This is a genomic window from Mesorhizobium sp. 43Arga, assembly GCF_053714255.1.
In genome coordinates this window covers 409,818-426,697 of record NZ_JBSKBO010000001.1, presented here as the reverse complement: position 1 = coordinate 426,697, position 16,880 = coordinate 409,818, and the positions used below count along the sequence as shown (strand labels likewise).

The following is a 16,880-nucleotide window of genomic DNA, read 5'->3' as shown; positions in this document are numbered from 1 at the left end:
ACACGCACGCACACATCAATCGCCAAGCCGTGACGAAAGGCGCTTCGTCAGATCAGGGGGCGACGCCCCTCGCCCAGCCCTTCCCAGCCGGCGAGTTGCTTGAGCCCTTCCGCATCGACCACCTCGCAGCCACCATCGCGCCAGAGGATCAGCTTGCGGTCCATCAGTTTGCGGATCGTCTTGTTGGTATGAACCAGCGAAAGACCAAGCGTGTCGGCGATATGTTGCTGCGTGATCGGAATCTGGATGGATTGCTTGCCGTTCAGCCCGACGACCTTGGCACGGCTGCCTATGAAGGCAATCAGATAGGCGGCGCGCTCGATCGCGCTGCGGCGGCCCAGACTGAGCAGGTTCTCGTCCAGCATGCGTTCTTCGCGCGACGCGATCCAGGTGATGTCGTAGGCGAGACCTGGATGGTTGCGGTAGAGTTCATGCAGATTGTCGCGCTCGAAGACGCAAAGCAGCATTGGCGACAGGGCCTCGACGGAATGCTGCATTTCCCCCATGACGCTGCCTTGAAGGCCGATGAGATCGCCGGGCATGAGGTAGTTGAGTATTTGTCGGCGACCGTCCGGCAACAGCTTGTAGCGGAACGCCCAGCCGGACAGCACGGTGTAGAGATGGGCGCTGTGGCTTCCTTCCACGAGGACCGTTGCGCCCTTGTCGACCGCGAACTCCTTTCTTGAAGGTGCTGATGAAGGCCAGTTCCTGTTTTTCGAACTCGCGGAAGACCGGCAGGGGCCGCAACGGACAATTCTCGCAAGGGTATTGGCGGCTGGCAAAAGAACGTGCATTCTGGCTTGGCATCTCGACCCTCTTCGAAAAGCCTGCCAGCTGGCAGGTCGATTTGAAACGCTTTGCCGGGGATCGGCATTCCGCCACTGTCGGCATGTCTTTTTTAAATGACAGCGCGCCAAATAGCGATCATGACTCCCCGCGTTTCAAGGAGCGATTGCCTGTGACCCATTTGCTTGACGGATTGCGAATTCTTGTCCTGGAGGACGAATTCCTCATCGCCATGGATGTCGAGCAGCTCTGCCGCGACCACGGCGCCGGCGAGGTGGTGATTGCACGTGATCTGGCCGAGGTCGATGGCGGAAAGATCGCGATGCAGTTTGACGCAGCCATCGTCGATCTTATGCTGGGCGGCGCTTCGACGCTCGAATTCGCCGCCGGCCTGCGCGAAACGGGCGTGCCTTTCGTGTTTGCCTCCGGCTATTCGGATGCCGACGAGATCAAGCTATCCTTTCCAGGGGTGAGGCTGGTCACCAAACCCTATTCAGGCGAAGATCTCGTCGAAGCGGTGGCGCTGGCCTATGGACGAGGCTCTGCCGGTTGAGAGTGATGCGATCGGATCCGAGTTCCGCGACCTGGCCTCACCTCAACGCGCCGCCGTCCCCGTCACCTGGGCAGAGATCGCATCGGGACCATATTCGTCCTCGCCTGAAATCTTCAGGATTTCCTGCAGGCGCGTGCGCGCCCTGCTGACGCGGCTCTTGATCGTTCCGACCGCGCAACCGCAGATTTCAGCGGCCTCCTCATAGGAGAAGCCCGATGCCCCGATGAGGATGATGGCCTCGCGCTGGTCTTCCGGCAACTGCTCGAGAGCGCCGCGAAAATCCTTGAGATCGAGTTGGCCGTGCTGGGCCGGATGCACCGCGAGCCTGGCCGTCATGATGCCGTCGCTGTCCTGTACTTCGCGGCCGCGTTTGCGCATCTGCGAATAGAATTCATTGCGAAGGATGGTGAAAAGCCATGCCTTGAGGTTGGTGCCGGGCTGGAAGCTCTCATGCTTGTCCCAGGCCTTGACCAGCGTTTCCTGAACAAGGTCGTCGGCCTTGTCGGCATTCTGCGTCAGCGACACGGCAAAGGCCCGCAAGCTCGGGATCGCCCCAAGCAGATCGGTCTTGAAGCCTTGGGAGACCGCTGCCATCGCTTAGTCCTTCTTCTGTGCGGGTTCGGCCTGTTCCAGCTGGCTGAGCAGCTGTGCAAAGCGATCCGGCACATCGTCGGAGACCAGCTCGTCATAATATTGTTTGAGTTTGCGTCCGATTTCGGAGTTGGGCCCCAGCGGGTCACCGACACCGTTCCGGCGCCTGCCCTCGGCGCCAGCCAAAATATCTTTCGTCATGTCCTTCATTTCGCCCTTATATTCCCAGCACTAGGCCGCTCATACTCAACTCAACACAAGGCAAGCGGCACCCTCGTCTGGTTGCCCATCCCCACATCAAACGCCCTTCCCGGCTTTTCGTTCCATATCGGTCGGAACTTTTTGAGAAAAGCCGCGTTGTCTTAGCGGGCTTGCAAATCAGCTTGACCTGCAATTCAGGCAATCGCGTCATACTGAGGGAGACGTCTTATCATGAGTTTATCCGCTACCATCGCACCGCACCTGCCGTTCCTGCGCCGCTTCTCGCGCGCCGTCTCGGGATCGCAAGAGAGCGGCGACGCGTTGGTCGCTGCGATGCTTGAGGCCATCATCGCCGATGTCGACATCTTCCCCGAAGCATCGAGCGACCGTATCGCCCTTTACAAGGTTTTCGCCAAACTTTTCACGTCTGTCGCCATCCGCGTGCCACCGGAGCAGGCGCAGTCGGCGTGGGAGCAGCGCGCCGCCGCCAATCTCAACGCCATCGCCCCCCTTCCGCGTCAGGCCTTCCTGCTGGTTGCCGTCGAAGGTTTCAGCGAGGACGAGGCGGCCGAGATACTTAACGTCGGCGACCAGCAATTCTCGGAGCTGCTTGCCCAGGCAAGCAACGAGATTTCACGCCAGGTGGCGACCGATGTGCTCATCATCGAGGACGAACCGCTGATCGCCATGGATATAGAGGAGATGGTCGAGAGCCTTGGTCATCGTGTCGTTGGAACCGCGCGCACGCATGCCGAGGCAGTGATGATGTTCGGCAAGACGCGGCCGAAGATGGTGCTGGCCGACATCCAGCTCGCCGACGGCAGTTCGGGCATCGAGGCGGTCAACGAGATCCTGTCGTCAACTTCTGTACCGGTGATCTTCATCACCGCTTTTCCCGAACGCCTCCTGACCGGCGAGCGCCCCGAACCAGCCTTCCTGGTGACCAAGCCGTTCAATCCCGACATGGTCAAGGCACTGATCAGCCAGGCGCTGTTCTTCGACCGTCAGGCGAAGGCCGCCGCATAGGGGCGCGGCCTTTCCAGCCGGGAAAGCAAAACAAAGGCCGTCCGATGCGATGCATCAGGCGGCCTTTTTGGCTACCAGATCCATCAGTCGCGAATTTTGAGGCGCTTTGCCTCAAGCAGCTCACCGTTTCACGGAAACGGCGAGCCGCTCTAAGTTGTTGTTTTGACGCAATTCCCAAGGGAAAGCGCTCAAACTTTTCCTGGAATTGCTCTAACGGTTTGCAAGCAACGCCATTTTCGGCAAAGGGTGGAACAAACCGCATGCACCCACGTTTTCCCTGCACATTCGGAAGGAGATGAACCATGCTTTACTGGGCGCTCGTATTTCTTGTCGTGGCGATTATCGCCGGCGCGCTTGGGTTCGGCGGCATCGCCGGTACATCCGCCGGCATAGCGCAGATATTGTTCTTCATCTTTCTCGCCTTCCTGGTCATTTCGCTGCTGGCCGGCCTGTTCAGACGGGCGTGAGGGCGAACGCTTCTCCGAGCGAACACTGGAAGCCGCACCCCTCAAACGGTTTCCAGCCCCCGCCGGGCGGTATCCTTCAAAGGGACACCGTCCGGCGGACCGCTTTAGAGCAGGATCCCGAAAAGTGGGAACCGGTTTTCTCGGACAAACGGTTTCCGTTTGTCCAGCGATCATCCCCTGGAAGTAGCTGGAAGTAGGTAAGTTCCCGGGAAATTCATTGGGAACCCATTTCACAGTGAGCCGTTCAGCCTGAATTGGGTGGACAGATTGGCCGATGCGCTCCAGGACCGCAGATAAAATGGAAGGCGCAGCGAGTGACGAAGTCATCGCCCTGCATCCGGCGGAAAGTGGCATGCAGCTTGGCCGGGCTCTTCTCCACGCGCTGCACAATGCCGGCATTTCCGTCCTCTATCAGGATCGCGAGATGAAGACCGTCTGGGCCCGCAACATGCGCGCGCCCTGGGCTTCGGACAGTGCCGACGGCAATGGCATCCTGCCGATGGCGCAGGCCGACCGCATCCGCACCGCCAAACGCGATGTGGTCGCCACCGGCAACCCCGAGCGCCTTGAGATCAGTGTTCCGGTCGAGAACGGCGTCCGCTGGTTTCAGATCTGGGTCGATGCCGACCGGGGCGATGCCGGCGACGTGCAAGGTGTCGTCACCACCATGGTCGAGACGACCGAGCAGAAGCGGCGCGAACAGACCCTGACGGCGCTGCTGCGCGAGGTCAGCCATCGCTCGAAGAATCTGCTGGCGATCATCCAGAGCATCGCGACGCAGACCGGTCGCTATTCCGATGGCATCGGCGACTTCCTCACGCGCTTTCGCGGCCGGCTGCAGTCGCTCTCCTCCTCCCAGGATCTGGTGACATCCTCCAATTGGCGAGGTGCGGCCCTTCATGAACTGGTCATGAGCCAGGTCGGCCGCTATGGGACGAACACATCGCACGGCCTTCGCCTCCAGGGCGCCAACCCCTACCTCAATCCCAATGCCGCGCTGCATGTCGGCCTGGCGATGCATGAGCTTGCCGTCAACTCGGTCAGCTATGGCGCCCTGTCCCGGCCGGATGGATTCGTCGAAGTGACCGCCAATCTCAACATCATGGCCCCTGGCGAGGTTACACTCTCGCTGACATGGGCCGAAACCATAGGAGCCAATGGCGGCCGGGGGAGTCAAAAGCGTTTCGGCAGCGTCGCGCTGGAGCGGGTGGTGCCGGCATCCCTGAGCGGAACCGCAAGCCTCGACATCGCGGACGGCCGCCTTGAATACCGTCTTGTCGTCCCGCACAGCAATTTCGAGACGCAGTGAGGGGCGGGCTGCCATCAACGATCCTTAACCGGCTGTTCACCATAAGAGCGGATGCTGTTTTAACCCAGATGCCGCCGCAATCCGCTGGGTTGGGGCATGGTGTGGGAGGAATGCTTGACGGTCACCGACATGAACAGACTGGAACAGGCCGCCCGTGTTTCCATGGGCGAATTCCACGATCCTGGCGCATCCGCGGAACCGCTTGCCTCGCCGCAACACACATTGCCGTGGGGCATCGTCCTGGCTGCGGCCTCGACAATTCTCCTCATCGCCCTGTTCAATCTGACCTGACCGAAAATCCCTGCTGGCAACAGTGCGCGCTGTTAACCGCTTGCAGCCGCGGCATTATTCGCATGTCACCCCGACCGCTCAGGAACTTTTGGTCGATATAGGCCGTTATTGTGGCGAGAGGGCATGTCGCCATGGAACACATCGCTGCATTGTTGCTTGTCATCGGCTGCAGCAACTCGATGACCGATTGTCGTGAGCTGCAGGTGCCAGTGAGCATTTTCGAAACCGCCGACGCATGCACCGCCGAACGCCCCTTCGCCATGGGCGACGTATCGGGGCAGGCGCAGCATATCGTCGCCAGATGTCTCGCCGTCGACCCCGCACTCGAGGATGACTACGACCAGGTCGTCTGGAATGTGCGTCCCGACGGCAGCCTCGACGCCTCTCTTGCCATTTCCAGCCTTGTCATGGCATCCAATGCGGCGCGCCCAGAAAAAGACTATCTTAGCCAAGAATAGATTCGAGCAGCAAAGGCCGTCATTTCATGCTAAATGGCTGTTGGAGCTTACCAAAGTGTGGACACAAAGTGAGGAGTGACTCAATGCGGAAGATGATTATTGCCATGGTTGCGGTGGCCGCTCTCAGCGGCTGCACCACGACCGAGCAGGACGTGGTTGGCGGCGGCTTGATCGGCGCCGGCGTCGGCGGTCTGGTCGGCGGCGGCAAGGGCGCGCTGATCGGTGCGGCTGTCGGTGCCGGTTCCGGCCTGCTGGTGCGCAACCTGCGCAACGGCTATTGCCAGTATCGCGATCATCGCGGCCGGATTTACACGGCACGCTGCAACTGATTCGGCGATAGTCGAAACTTCGATCCGGAGGCCGGTCCGCCGGCCTCCGGATTTTGCACGTATGGGCGTGCCATTTGCTGTCCGCCTGACTGTTCGCCGTCAGCCTGTCAGCGGAATTCTGATTTCCACCTTCAGACCATCGGCCTGAAAATCGCGCTTGATCGTTCCGTTCAGTTCGCGCGTGACATTGAGGTCGATCAGCTTGGTGCCGAATCCGGTCTCGGCCGGCGCCTCGACTTTTTTCTTCCCGGCCTCGCGCCAGTTCAGCGCCAGCATCCGCTCCCGCCCGCGCCCTTCCACCGACCAGTCCACCTTGAGCGCCCAGTCGCTCCTGAGCGAATTGGCGGAATTGCCGGCTTCGCCATATTTCAGCGCATTGGTCGCCAGCTCGTGAAAGGTCAGGCCAAGCGCCTGCGTCGTGGTCTCGTCGAGCAGCACCTCGGGCCCCGACAGCAGCCCCTCGGGCAGGTCCTTGCCGAACACCTGCCCAAGCTCGATGCGCAGGAGGTCGGCGAGATCGGCCTTCTGCCAGCGCGAGCGCGTCAGCATGTCCTGGGAGGCTGCCATCGCCTGCAGCCTGGCCGAAAAAGACGCCGAAAACTCGTTGACGTCCGTCGCCCGCGACGCCGTCTGCCGCGCGATCGCCAGCACCCGGGTGATCGAATTCTTGATGCGGTGCTTCATCTCCTGCAGCATCAGGTCCTTTTCGAGCAGGCTCTTTTCGGTCGTCTCGTGCAGGCGCGAGGCCGCCTCGTAGGCCCGCTCCTGGTAGCGCGCCACCAGCGCGATGGCGCCCGCAGCGAGCAGGCCGAACAGCCCCAGCATCACCGGGATGGCGCGCGACGACGGCTGCGAGAAGGCGCTGGTCGGCCGAAACAGCACGGTCCATTGGCGGCCGGCCACCGTGATCTTGCGGGTGACGAGCAGCCGATCGCCAAAGGCGGAGGCCGGCGGCGTCTCCGACCGGAACAAGAGATTGTCGCTGTTCACCTCGCCGTCGTAGATCTCGGTGTTGACCGGCAGCAGCGGCGCGCGGCTGAGCGCGATCTGGAACAGGTCGCGGGCCCTGAAGGCCGCATAGAGAAAGCCCGCGGTCGAGGACCGCGATGCGTTGATGACCTCAGGCGCGGTTTCGACATTGAGCCGCACGAAGACCAGGAAGCCCGGGAAAGTCTGTGTCGCGCCCGTGCCCTGGCCCAGTTGCACAAGCCCGCTGGCGTGCTGCTGGTCGTCGGCCATCGCCTTTTCGATCGCCGCGCGCCGCACCGGTTCGCTGAACATATCGTAGCCGATGCTGGCCTGGTTGGACGGATCCAGCGGCTCGAACAGTATGATGGGCGCGCGCCAGGGCTGCGTGGTTTCCGGATAGACCGGATGGCTGACGCCAAAATCGTGCAGGATATCGCGTTCGAGCGCCGCCTCGTCACCCGTCTTGACGAGTCCGAGGAAACCGATGCCCCGCAGGCCGGCGAAATTGTTGTCGACATCGAGCGCGTTGAAGAACGCCTTGAACTCGGTCTGCGAGATATCGCCATTGCGGGCGTCGAACAGGGCCTGTGTGGACCGCAGCAGCGACAGATGCAGGTCGATACGGCTCTCGATCCGGTTGAGCGCGTCATCGGCCGCCGCTTCGAACTTGATGCGGGAGGCTTCCTGCGTCGCGAAATAGGCGAACCCCGCCATGGTCATGCTGATCAGCGCTACGGCGATGAACGCGACGATTGGAAAAAGTTTCTTCAACGGATGATGCGGTCCATGAGCAATACCGGACCTTTATGGGCAAGTCGCCCCGCCAACACAATGGCAAGGCCAAGCCATCGCGATCAATGGCATATCACGTGGGCGGCAGCCGGCAATGCCGATCAAGCATACCGGGCCGCCGGCAGGCCTCAGGCGGCGATCTTCAGCGCGCCCGGCCCGGGAATGGCGCCGGGCGGGCATTTGCCCAGGATGATCATGCCGAGCACCTCGTCCTGGGTGACGTCGGTGGTGCGCGCTGTGCCGACGACCTGGCCGTTCTTCATCACGCAGACCCGGTCGGCCAGTTCGAACACATCGTGGATGTCGTGGCTGATGAGGAAGATGCCGATACCATCGGATTTGAGCTGCTTGACCAGTTCGCCGACCTGCGCCGTCTCCTGCGGACCAAGGGCTGCCGTCGGCTCGTCCATGATCAGGATGCGGGCGTTGAACAGGATCGCGCGCGCGATCGCCACCGACTGCCGCTGGCCGCCCGACAGCTTGATCACCGGCTCCTTGAAGCGCTGGAAGCGCGGATTGAGCCGGCCCATCACCTTGCGGGCCTCGGCCTCCATGGCAACGTCGTCGAGCGTGCCCCAGCCGGTCATCAGCTCGCGGCCGAGGAACAGATTGGCGGCGGCGTCGACATTGTCGGCCAGAGCGAGCGTCTGGTAGATGGTCTCGATGCCGTATTTCTTGGCGTCGCGCGGGTTGGAGATCGAAGCCTCCTCGCCGTTGACGAAGATCTGGCCGGCATCGCGCTTGTAGGCGCCGGACAGGATCTTGATCAGCGTCGATTTGCCGGCGCCGTTGTGGCCGAGCAGCGCCACGACCTCGCCGGGGAAAAGATCGATCGAGGCATCGTCGACGGCGCGGATGCCGCCAAAGGCGATCGAGATGTTGCGCATGTCGATCAGCGGTGTGCCCACCGGGGCAGTTGCGGGAGCGGTTTTGTCGGCCATGATCGTTTCTCCCCTAAACCCGCTTGCGATAGACGGTGTCGAGCCACACGGCGATGACCAGCACGGCGCCGACGACGATGCTCTGCAGCGGCGAGTCGATGCCGAGCAGCACCATGCCCGACTGCAATGACTGCATCAGAAGCGCGCCCAGCATGGCGCCCATCACCGTGCCGGAGCCGCCGGCAAGCGAGGTGCCGCCGATGACTGCGGCGGCGATGACCAGAAGCTCGTCCAGCGTGCCCAACGCATTGGTCGATGCGTTGAGCCGGGCCGACGAGATCGCTGCGCTGATTGCGGCCAGAACGCCCATGATCATGAACACCTTCATGGTCACCCAGCGGGTGTTGATGCCGGCAAGTTCAGCCGCCTCCGGATTGCCGCCAATGGCGAAGACGTAGCGGCCGAAACGCGTGCGCTTGGTGATGAAGGTCATGATGATACCCACCGCCACCGCCATCAGCACCGGTATGGCAATGCCATGCGCGATGTACAGCCCGCCTTCGGGAACGGTAATGCCGTTCTGCTGGGCGTACTGGCGCACGATGCCGATCGGCCATGGATAGGAATTGGCGATCCAGACGGCGCCAAGGATAGCGGCGCAGGCAACCGCGCCAAGCAAGGTCTCGGCCCAAACCGGGCGCAGTGGAAAGTGGAACCGTTTGCGCTGCGACCGGCCGTTGAGCAGCGCGAAAGCGACAGCCGCGCAAGCGACGGCACCGACCATCCAGCTGGCAGTGGCGCCGATCGAGCCGCGTGGTCCGCCGCCCATCAGCTGGAAGGTTGCGTCGAGCGGCGCGACCGTGCGCCCGCTGGTGATCAGCCATGCCATGCCGCGCCAGACCAGCAGGCCGCCCAGCGTCACGATGAAGGCGGGAACCTCCATATAGGCGATGATGAAGCCCTGAAATGCGCCGATCAGCAGACCAAGCACCACGCCGGCCGCCAGCGCGATGATCCAGAGCCAGGGATTTCCAAGCTGGAAGCCGACGACGCGGATGAGGAATTCAGCCTGCGCCACGCCCATGATCATGCCGATCACGCCTTCGACGGATCCGACCGAGAGGTCGATGTTGCGCATGACGATGACCAGCACCATGCCGGTCGCCATGATCGCGACCGACGAGGTCTGCACCGACAGGTTCCACAGATTGCGCGGTGTCAGGAAAAGCCCGCCCGACAGGATGTGGATGCCGACCCAGATGACCAGCAGCGCACCGACCATGCCCAGCATACGCGTATCGAGCTCGGTAGCCTTGAGGAACCGTCCGATGGCGCTGAGTTCGGATGCACGCGCCTTGTCCGCTGCGGTGCTGCCGACCGGTTGATTAGAGGTCGTGTCGGTCATGCTATCCTCCCATCGGTTTACCGTCTGGCGCGGATACCGAACATGGATGCTATTTGCTTTCCGCGGTCATTTGAAGCGGGAAGCCCCTTGAGAAACGCCGCGGCTTTTGGGCCGCGGCGTCGATATCGAACGGTATTGCGCCGTTTACTTGCAGGCGGCGACGCTGCCGGCGGCGACGCCCGCGCAGACTTCGTCCTTCTTGATCCAACCGGCGTCGATGACGACGTTGAGATTGTCCTTGGTGATCGCGACCGGGGTCAGGAACAGCGACTTGACGGTGTTGCCGCCAGGCGTCGTGAAGTCCTTCACACCGGCGATGTCGGTCATCTTCTTGCCGTCGGCCAGCTGCGAGGCGATCTCGGCGGCGTTCTTGCCGAGTTCGCGCGCGTCCTTCCACACCGACACGGTCTGGGTGCCGAGCGCGATGCGGTTCAGCGCGGCATGGTCGCCGTCCTGACCCGAAACCGGCACGGTGCCGGCAAGACCCTGCGCCGTCAGCGCCGCGACGACGCCGCCGGCGGTGCCGTCATTGGCCGCGACGACCGCGTCGACCTTGTTGTCGTTGGCGGTCAGGAACTGCTCCATGTTCTTCTGGGCGTTGGCGGGCAGCCAGCCGTCCGTATAGGCCTCGCCGACATTCTTGATCTTGCCGCTGTCGATGGCAGCCTTGAGCACTTCCATCGAGCCCGCGAACAGGAAGTCGGCGTTCGGATCGGCGCCCGAGCCCTTGATGAAGACATAATTGCCTTCCGGCTTGGCCTTGAACACCGCGCTGGCCTGCAAGCGACCGACTTCCTTGTTGTCGAAGGTCAGGTAGAAGACGTCCTTGTTCTCGATCAGGCGGTCATAGCCGACGACCGGAATGCCTTCGTCCAGCGCCTTCTGCACGGCCGGGCCGATGGCCGAGGCATCCTGCGCCAGGATGATCAACGAATTGGCGCCCTGCGAGATCAGGCTCTCGACATCGGTAAGCTGCTTGCCGGGATTGGACTGCGCATCGGCGGAAATGTACTTGTCGCCGGCGGCCTCGATGGCCTTCTTCATGGCGGCCTCGTCGGTCTTCCAGCGCTCTTCCTGGAAGTTGGACCACGAAACGCCGATGACCTTGTCCTTCGCCTGCGCGACCGACGCAAGCGTCAGCGACATGGCGACACCCGCCAGGATGGCGGCTGTGAATCTCTTCATGATATTCCTCCCTGCGCCGCGTATGGCGCGACCAAACTGGCCCGAAGGCCGGCACAAAGGCTCTATTTTTTCGAGCCTCGAAAAAACACTGATCCAACACCGGAACGCTGTCAACAACGATTCTGAGGGATTTTGATGTCCTTCTGATTTTTTTTCGAGCCTCGGAATAAATAAATGACAGGACTGGCCGCTTCTGCCAGTATTTGATCGTGTCGCCGGCAGCGTTCGAGGGAGGACCGGAAGAACCGCGGCGATCGGGAGGATGTGAAAAAGCATGTCGGTCGGAATCCGCCACGACGATCTGCGCCGGCGCAACCGCGCCATGGTGATTGCGGCCGTGCGCCGGGCCGGCCGGCCCTCGCGCACCGAGATCGCCGCGACCACCGGCCTCAGCCATTCGACCATATCGGCCATTTCCTCCGACCTGATCGGCGAAGGCATCCTGGCCGAGGGCAGGCCCAGCGAGGCCGGCGCGCTGAAGCGCGGCAGGCCGCAGGTCGGCCTCGGCCTCAACCCCGAGGCCGCGACTGTGATGACCGTGGTGCTGTCGCTGAATTTCCTGTCGGTCGCCGTCATCGACTATGCCGGCCAGGTGATATCGGAAGAACAGCGCCGGTTGGACACGTTGACCATGTCGCGCGAGGCGCTGATCGGCGAATGCGTGGCCATCGTAAGGCGGCGTCTCGAGGATCCCGACATCGATGTGCGCAGCGTCGCCCGTATCGCGCTGGCGATCCAGGGCATCACCGACACCAAGGCCCGGGCAATGCTCTGGTCGCCGATCACCCCGCAGACCGACATCGCCTTCGCCGACATACTCGAAGCCGAGTTCGGCATCCCCGCCACCATGGAAAACGACTGCAATATGATGGCGGTGGCGCTGCGCTGGCGCGATCCCGAGCGCTATCGCGACGACTTCATCGCCATCCTGCTTTCGCACGGTATCGGCATGGGGCTGGTGCTGAAGGGCGAGCTGTTCACCGGCACCCATTCCTCGGGCGGCGAGTTCGGCCATATGATCCATCGGCCCGGCGGCGCGCTCTGCCGCTGCGGGCGGCGTGGCTGCGTCGAGGCCTATGCCGGCAACTATGCCATCTGGCGCAACGCCAGGCAGCTCAGCGAGGACACCGAGCCGGTTGCCGATGTCAGCGACGCGCAGATGCGGGCGCTCGCCGCGACGGCACGCGAACGCGACGGGCCTGAGCGCGAAGCCTATCGCAAGGCCGGGGAGGCACTCGGCTACGGCCTCGGCAGCCTGTTTGCGCTGATCGATCCCGCGCCCGTGGCCATGGTCGGCGTCAGCGCCGCCGCCTTCGACCTGATCGAGCCGGCGTTGCGCGAGGCCATTGCCCAGACCGCCGGCGGCCAGCATTCGGAGTCGATCTCCTTCGACACCGAGCCGAACGAACTGCCGCTGATCCGCGAAGGCTGCGCCATGCGCGCCCTGACCTTCGTCGACCAGGAGATTTTCGCGCCGGGCGTGCAAACGAAAGCAGGCCTTGCCGCGAAGAAAAACGTCGCCTGAGTCAGGTCGTGCTCAATCCTCGCGGATCGCGTAGCCCGCCCCACGAATGGTGCGGATGACGTCGGGCATGCGGCCATTGTTGACCGCCTTGCGCAGCCGGCCGACATGCACGTCCACGGTGCGCTCGTCGATATAGATCGTCTCGCCCCAGACATTGTCGAGCAGCTGGCTGCGTGAGAACACGCGGCCGGGATGCCGCATCATGAATTCGAGCAGGCGGAATTCGGTCGGCCCTAGCCGGATCTCGCTCTTCTTGCGATAGACCCGGTGCGATTCACGGTCGAGCACGATATCGCCGACCTTGAGCACGCTGGACAGCACTTCCGGCTTGGCGCGGCGCAGCAGCGCCTTGACGCGAGCCATGAATTCCGGCGTCGAGAACGGCTTGACCAGATAGTCGTCGGCGCCGGTGGAGAGCCCACGTACCCGGTCGCTTTCTTCGCCCCGCGCGGTCAGCATGATGATCGGCAGCCGCTCGGTCTCGGGCCGCATTCGTAGGCGCCGGCAGAGCTCGATGCCGGACACCGCCGGCACCATCCAGTCGAGCACCAGGAGATCGGGCACGTTCTCCTGCAGGCGGATTTCGGCTTCGTCGCCGCGAGTCACCACCTCGACCTGATAACCCTCCGATTCCAGATTGTAGCGGAGGAGCACACCCAGCGGCTCCTCGTCCTCCACCACCATGATGCGTGGTGCGATCATCGATTGGTTACCCCTGAGCTCAGGCCACCGGCGCCGACATCGCCGTCTCGTCCTGTTTTGGACGGTTGGCGGGCAGTTGCGTGCCGGTCAGGACATAGTACGCATTCTCGGCGATGTTGGTCACGTGGTCGCCGATGCGTTCGAGATTCTTGGCGCAGAACAACAGATGCGTACAGGCCGTGATGTTGCGCGGATCTTCCATCATATAGGTCAGCAGTTCGCGGAAGACGGAGGTGTATTTGACGTCGATCCGCTCGTCGTCGGCACGCAGCTTCGCCAGGGCCGCGGCATCACGCGCCGCATACTCCTCGATCACCCCCTGCACCTGGATCAGCACCAGCTGGGCCATGGCGTCGATGGAATGCGACAGGTCGCGCGGCGTGGCGCTGAGGCCGACAGTGCCGACCCGCTTGGCGATGTTCTTGGCAAGGTCGCCAATGCGTTCAAGGTCGCCGGCCATGCGGATCGAGCCTACGACATGGCGCAGGTCGTCGGCCATCGGCTGGCGCTTGGCGATCAGCGTGATGGCGCGGTCGTCGAGTTCGCGCTGGCGCGCATCCATGATGGCATCGTCGGAGACGACGCGCTGAGCGAGAGCATTGTCGGAGTTCAGAAGCGCCTTGGTGGCGCCGCCGACCATCGAACCGGCAAGGTCGCCCATGTCGCTGATCAGCCTGCTGATCTGTCCGAGATCCTCGTCGAAGGCTGCGACTGTGTGTTCGGCCATGATCCTGGTCCTCGTATGCGTGCGATCAGCCGAAGCGGCCAGTGATGTAGTCTTGCGTGCGCTTCTCGCGAGGCGACGTGAAAATCTTTTCGGTGCGGTCGAATTCGACCAGTTCGCCCAGATACATGAAGGCCGTCTGCTTCGAGACGCGCGCCGCCTGCTGCATGTTGTGGGTGACGATGACGATCGTGTAGTCGGCCTGCAGCTCGTCGATCAGTTCCTCGATCTTGGCGGTCGACAGCGGATCGAGCGCCGAGGCCGGCTCGTCGAGCAGGATGACCTCCGGCTTCACCGCCACGGTGCGGGCGATGCACAGCCGCTGCTGCTGGCCGCCCGACAGGCTGAGGCCGCTGGCATTGAGCTTGTCCTTGACCTCGGTCCACAGTGCTGCGCGCTTCAGCGCCTGCTCGACACGGCCGTCCATCTCGGCCTTGCTGATCTTCTCGTAGAGCCTGACGCCGAAAGCGATGTTTTCGTAGATCGACATCGGGAATGGCGTCGGCTTCTGGAACACCATGCCGATCTTGGTGCGCAGCAGGTTGAGGTCCTGCGAACGGTCGAGAACGTTCTGGCCGTCGAGCAGCACCTGGCCCTCGGCGGTCTGTTTGGGATAGAGCTCGTAGATGCGGTTGAAGACGCGCAGCAGCGTCGACTTTCCGCAACCCGACGGGCCGATGAAGGCGGTGACGCTGCGCTCGGGCAGCGACAGCGTGATATCCTTCAGCGCCTTCGACTGGCCGTAGTAGAAGTTGAGGTTCTTGACCTCGATCTTGGCCTTGGTCACCGCCTCGGCGGCGATCGTCATGTCTGGAGACAACATCTGGCTCATTTGTCCTCTCTGCGTCCGGTCAGGCTGCGCGCAAAGATGCTGAGCGCGAGAACCGTCAATGTGATGATGAGTGCGCCGGTCCAGGCCAGCTGCTGCCATTCCTCATAGGGACTGAGAGCGAACTGGAAGATGGTGACAGGCAGGCTGGCCATCGGCGCGTTGAGATTGCTCGACCAGAACTGGTTGTTCAGCGCCGTGAAAAGAAGCGGTGCCGTTTCGCCGGAAATACGGGCGATGGCCAGCAATATGCCGGTCACGATACCCGAAAGCGCGGCGCGATAGGCCACCGAGCGGATGACCACCCAGCGCGGCGCGCCGATTGCGGTGCCGGCTTCGCGCAAGGCATTCGGCACCAGATTGAGCATGTCCTCGGTGGTGCGCACGACGACGGGGATGACCAGGATGGCAAGTGCCACGGCACCGGCGATCGCTGAGAAATGCCCCATCGGCCGCACCATCAGCTCATAGACGAACAGGCCGATGATGATCGACGGCGCCGACAGCAAGATGTCGTTGATGAAACGTACTACGGTGGTGAGCTTCGAGAAGCGGCCATATTCGGCCATGTAGGTGCCGGCCAGCACGCCGATCGGCGTGCCGACGATGATGCCGATGATGGTCATCACAATGCTGCCGTAGATGGCGTTGAGCAGGCCGCCGGCGTCGCCGGGTGGCGGCGTCATTTCGGTGAAGACCGAGAGCGAGACGCCCGACAGGCCCTTGTAGAGCAGGGCGCCAAGGATCAGCGCCAGCCAGGCAAGGCCGATGCCGGCGGCGATGACGCACAGCGTCATCATCACGCCGTTCCTACGCTTGCGGCTCTGGTGAAGCGATGCGGCTGTCGACATCGGTCAGGCTCCCGTGCGGGCATCGATGCGCATCAGCATGTAGCGGGCGATGGCAAGGATCAGGAAGGTGATAACGAACAGGATCAGGCCGAGCGCGACCAGCGAGGACGTGTAGAGATCGCCAACGGCTTCGGTGAATTCGTTGGCGATGGTCGCCGAGATGGTCGTTGCCGGCGCAAACAGCGACGTCGAGATGCGGTGCGCGTTGCCGATGACGAAGGTGACCGCCATCGTTTCACCGAGCGCGCGACCGAGAGCGAGCATGACGCCGCCCATGATGCCGATGCGGGTGTAGGGAATGACGACGCGGCGCGTGACCTCCCAGGTCGTGCAGCCGATGCCGTAGGCCGATTCCTTCAGCACCGACGGCACCGTATCGAAGACGTCCTTGGTGATCGAGGTGATGAAGGGCAGGATCATGATCGCCAGGATCATCGCCGAGGTCAGCAGGCCGATGCCGTAGGGAGGGCCGGCGAACAGGCCGTTGAGGCCCGGAACGCCGTGGAACATGCTGATGATGAGGGGCTGCACCGTCGTCTGCAGGAAGGGCGCCAGCACGAACAGGCCCCAGATGCCGTAGATGATCGAAGGGATGCCGGCCAGCAATTCAACCGCCATGCCTATCGGGCGCCGCAGCGGGCGCGGGCAAAGTTCGGTGAGGAAGATGGCGATGCCGATGCCGAGCGGCACGGCAATCAGGATGGCGATGGCCGAGGTGATGATGGTGCCGTAAATCGGCGCCAGGGCACCGAACTTCTCCGTCACCGGGTTCCAGCTTTCGCTGGTCAGGAAGGAAAAGCCGAAGGTCGACAGGGCTTGCCAGGAACCGGCTACCAGCGAGATCGCTACGCCACCGAGCAGGACCAGCACCAATATGGCAGCGGCGCGGGTCAGTCCGTGGAAGATCGAATCGGTCAGCGCGAACCGTCGAACGGTGGCGTCGCGCGAACCTCTGACGGCTGGCAAGGCTTCCTGGACAGCGCTCATGTCAAGCTCGGCTCTTTCA

At 62.7% G+C, this 16,880-nt stretch carries 19 protein-coding genes and 1 pseudogene; 8 read left to right on the top strand and 12 right to left on the bottom strand.

Annotated elements, in window-relative coordinates; translation table 11 throughout:
• Positions 1-47 precede the first annotated feature (47 nt).
• Positions 48-807: pseudogene (locus ACWGS8_RS02105) on the bottom strand (Crp/Fnr family transcriptional regulator).
• A gap of 40 nt (positions 808-847) precedes the next feature.
• Between ACWGS8_RS02105 and ACWGS8_RS02100 the strand changes: the two are divergent.
• On the top strand, positions 848-1,339 hold the full coding sequence (locus tag ACWGS8_RS02100; protein WP_454579377.1) for a response regulator: 492 nt from the start codon (positions 848-850) through the stop codon (positions 1,337-1,339).
• 42 nt (positions 1,340-1,381) lie between these two features.
• Here ACWGS8_RS02100 and ACWGS8_RS02095 read toward each other — a convergent pair whose 3' ends face one another.
• Together ACWGS8_RS02095 and ACWGS8_RS02090 are read right to left on the bottom strand one after the other, a co-directional pair.
• Complete coding sequence (locus ACWGS8_RS02095; protein WP_027031435.1) at positions 1,382-1,933, bottom strand: RNA polymerase sigma factor; 552 nt, start codon at positions 1,931-1,933, stop codon at positions 1,382-1,384.
• 3 nt (positions 1,934-1,936) lie between these two features.
• Positions 1,937-2,140: a NepR family anti-sigma factor gene (locus ACWGS8_RS02090; RefSeq protein ID WP_010911884.1), complete on the bottom strand. Its 204-nt coding sequence runs from the start codon at positions 2,138-2,140 to the stop codon at positions 1,937-1,939.
• Between the two features lie 222 nt (positions 2,141-2,362).
• Between ACWGS8_RS02090 and ACWGS8_RS02085 the strand changes: the two genes are divergently transcribed.
• The 6 genes from ACWGS8_RS02085 (at position 2,363) to ACWGS8_RS02060 (ending at position 6,011) form a co-directional block, all read left to right on the top strand.
• On the top strand, positions 2,363-3,157 hold the full coding sequence (locus tag ACWGS8_RS02085; protein ID WP_454579376.1) for a response regulator: 795 nt from the start codon (positions 2,363-2,365) through the stop codon (positions 3,155-3,157).
• 302 nt (positions 3,158-3,459) lie between these two features.
• A complete protein-coding gene (locus ACWGS8_RS02080; protein WP_010911886.1) occupies positions 3,460-3,624 on the top strand; it encodes a DUF1328 domain-containing protein in 165 nt (54 codons plus the stop codon).
• 274 nt (positions 3,625-3,898) lie between these two features.
• On the top strand, positions 3,899-4,933 hold the full coding sequence (locus ACWGS8_RS02075; RefSeq protein WP_454579375.1) for a sensor histidine kinase: 1,035 nt from the start codon (positions 3,899-3,901) through the stop codon (positions 4,931-4,933).
• Positions 4,934-5,047: 114 nt separating this feature from the next.
• The gene (locus tag ACWGS8_RS02070) at positions 5,048-5,224 is read left to right on the top strand and encodes a hypothetical protein (RefSeq protein ID WP_454579374.1); all 177 of its coding nucleotides are present in this window, start codon (positions 5,048-5,050) and stop codon (positions 5,222-5,224) included.
• Between the two features lie 131 nt (positions 5,225-5,355).
• Positions 5,356-5,682, top strand: a complete 327-nt coding sequence (locus ACWGS8_RS02065; RefSeq protein ID WP_454579373.1) for a hypothetical protein — start codon at positions 5,356-5,358, stop codon at positions 5,680-5,682.
• 83 nt (positions 5,683-5,765) lie between these two features.
• On the top strand, positions 5,766-6,011 hold the full coding sequence (locus ACWGS8_RS02060) for a YMGG-like glycine zipper-containing protein (protein WP_095772156.1): 246 nt from the start codon (positions 5,766-5,768) through the stop codon (positions 6,009-6,011).
• Between the two features lie 99 nt (positions 6,012-6,110).
• On the opposite strand, the gene ACWGS8_RS02055 is transcribed toward ACWGS8_RS02060, so the two are convergent.
• The 4 genes from ACWGS8_RS02055 to xylF all read right to left on the bottom strand — a co-directional run bounded on the left by ACWGS8_RS02055 (position 6,111) and on the right by xylF (position 11,243).
• Positions 6,111-7,751, bottom strand: a complete 1,641-nt coding sequence (locus tag ACWGS8_RS02055; protein WP_454579372.1) for a CHASE domain-containing protein — start codon at positions 7,749-7,751, stop codon at positions 6,111-6,113.
• A 149-nt stretch (positions 7,752-7,900) separates the two neighbouring features.
• Entirely contained in the window at positions 7,901-8,713 is an 813-nt protein-coding gene (locus ACWGS8_RS02050; protein ID WP_454579371.1) for an ATP-binding cassette domain-containing protein, read from the bottom strand.
• A 13-nt stretch (positions 8,714-8,726) separates the two neighbouring features.
• Positions 8,727-10,058, bottom strand: coding sequence for a sugar ABC transporter permease (locus ACWGS8_RS02045; RefSeq protein ID WP_454579370.1), 1,332 nt, complete (start codon positions 10,056-10,058; stop codon positions 8,727-8,729).
• A gap of 144 nt (positions 10,059-10,202) precedes the next feature.
• The gene (gene xylF, locus ACWGS8_RS02040) at positions 10,203-11,243 is read right to left on the bottom strand and encodes a D-xylose ABC transporter substrate-binding protein (protein WP_199651710.1); all 1,041 of its coding nucleotides are present in this window, start codon (positions 11,241-11,243) and stop codon (positions 10,203-10,205) included.
• 274 nt (positions 11,244-11,517) lie between these two features.
• Between xylF and ACWGS8_RS02035 the strand changes: the two genes are divergently transcribed.
• Complete coding sequence (locus tag ACWGS8_RS02035) at positions 11,518-12,768, top strand: ROK family protein (protein ID WP_454579369.1); 1,251 nt, start codon at positions 11,518-11,520, stop codon at positions 12,766-12,768.
• A gap of 12 nt (positions 12,769-12,780) precedes the next feature.
• On the opposite strand, the gene phoB is transcribed toward ACWGS8_RS02035, so the two are convergent.
• The 5 genes from phoB to pstC are packed head-to-tail and all read right to left on the bottom strand — an operon-like array spanning position 12,781 to position 16,861.
• Positions 12,781-13,470 (bottom strand): phosphate regulon transcriptional regulator PhoB, encoded by a 690-nt coding sequence (gene phoB, locus ACWGS8_RS02030; protein ID WP_010911896.1) that lies wholly within the window; start codon positions 13,468-13,470, stop codon positions 12,781-12,783.
• Between the two features lie 19 nt (positions 13,471-13,489).
• Positions 13,490-14,197, bottom strand: coding sequence for a phosphate signaling complex protein PhoU (gene phoU / locus ACWGS8_RS02025; RefSeq protein ID WP_454579368.1), 708 nt, complete (start codon positions 14,195-14,197; stop codon positions 13,490-13,492).
• A gap of 25 nt (positions 14,198-14,222) precedes the next feature.
• Complete coding sequence (pstB, locus tag ACWGS8_RS02020) at positions 14,223-15,026, bottom strand: phosphate ABC transporter ATP-binding protein PstB (protein ID WP_010911898.1); 804 nt, start codon at positions 15,024-15,026, stop codon at positions 14,223-14,225.
• Complete coding sequence (pstA, locus tag ACWGS8_RS02015; RefSeq protein ID WP_454579367.1) at positions 15,023-15,874, bottom strand: phosphate ABC transporter permease PstA; 852 nt, start codon at positions 15,872-15,874, stop codon at positions 15,023-15,025. The genes pstB and pstA overlap by 4 nt, the downstream gene beginning before the upstream one ends.
• A gap of 3 nt (positions 15,875-15,877) precedes the next feature.
• Complete coding sequence (gene pstC, locus ACWGS8_RS02010; protein ID WP_454579366.1) at positions 15,878-16,861, bottom strand: phosphate ABC transporter permease subunit PstC; 984 nt, start codon at positions 16,859-16,861, stop codon at positions 15,878-15,880.
• Positions 16,862-16,880 lie beyond the last annotated feature (19 nt).

What these genes read in the sequence shown, in the direction of transcription:
- pstB (WP_010911898.1), bottom strand. Translation starts at nt 15,026, where the DNA reads ATGAGCCAGATGTTGTCTCCAGACATGACGATCGCCGCCGAGGCGGTG.
- ACWGS8_RS02050 (WP_454579371.1), bottom strand. Translation starts at nt 8,713, where the DNA reads ATGGCCGACAAAACCGCTCCCGCAACTGCCCCGGTGGGCACACCGCTG.
- ACWGS8_RS02045 (WP_454579370.1), bottom strand. Translation starts at nt 10,058, where the DNA reads ATGACCGACACGACCTCTAATCAACCGGTCGGCAGCACCGCAGCGGAC.
- ACWGS8_RS02065 (WP_454579373.1), top strand. Translation starts at nt 5,356, where the DNA reads ATGGAACACATCGCTGCATTGTTGCTTGTCATCGGCTGCAGCAACTCG.
- pstC (WP_454579366.1), bottom strand. Translation starts at nt 16,861, where the DNA reads ATGAGCGCTGTCCAGGAAGCCTTGCCAGCCGTCAGAGGTTCGCGCGAC.
- phoB (WP_010911896.1), bottom strand. Translation starts at nt 13,470, where the DNA reads ATGATCGCACCACGCATCATGGTGGTGGAGGACGAGGAGCCGCTGGGT.
- pstA (WP_454579367.1), bottom strand. Translation starts at nt 15,874, where the DNA reads ATGTCGACAGCCGCATCGCTTCACCAGAGCCGCAAGCGTAGGAACGGC.
- ACWGS8_RS02090 (WP_010911884.1), bottom strand. Translation starts at nt 2,140, where the DNA reads ATGAAGGACATGACGAAAGATATTTTGGCTGGCGCCGAGGGCAGGCGC.
- ACWGS8_RS02035 (WP_454579369.1), top strand. Translation starts at nt 11,518, where the DNA reads ATGTCGGTCGGAATCCGCCACGACGATCTGCGCCGGCGCAACCGCGCC.
- ACWGS8_RS02095 (WP_027031435.1), bottom strand. Translation starts at nt 1,933, where the DNA reads ATGGCAGCGGTCTCCCAAGGCTTCAAGACCGATCTGCTTGGGGCGATC.
- ACWGS8_RS02080 (WP_010911886.1), top strand. Translation starts at nt 3,460, where the DNA reads ATGCTTTACTGGGCGCTCGTATTTCTTGTCGTGGCGATTATCGCCGGC.
- ACWGS8_RS02075 (WP_454579375.1), top strand. Translation starts at nt 3,899, where the DNA reads ATGCGCTCCAGGACCGCAGATAAAATGGAAGGCGCAGCGAGTGACGAA.
- xylF (WP_199651710.1), bottom strand. Translation starts at nt 11,243, where the DNA reads ATGAAGAGATTCACAGCCGCCATCCTGGCGGGTGTCGCCATGTCGCTG.
- ACWGS8_RS02085 (WP_454579376.1), top strand. Translation starts at nt 2,363, where the DNA reads ATGAGTTTATCCGCTACCATCGCACCGCACCTGCCGTTCCTGCGCCGC.
- ACWGS8_RS02060 (WP_095772156.1), top strand. Translation starts at nt 5,766, where the DNA reads ATGCGGAAGATGATTATTGCCATGGTTGCGGTGGCCGCTCTCAGCGGC.
- phoU (WP_454579368.1), bottom strand. Translation starts at nt 14,197, where the DNA reads ATGGCCGAACACACAGTCGCAGCCTTCGACGAGGATCTCGGACAGATC.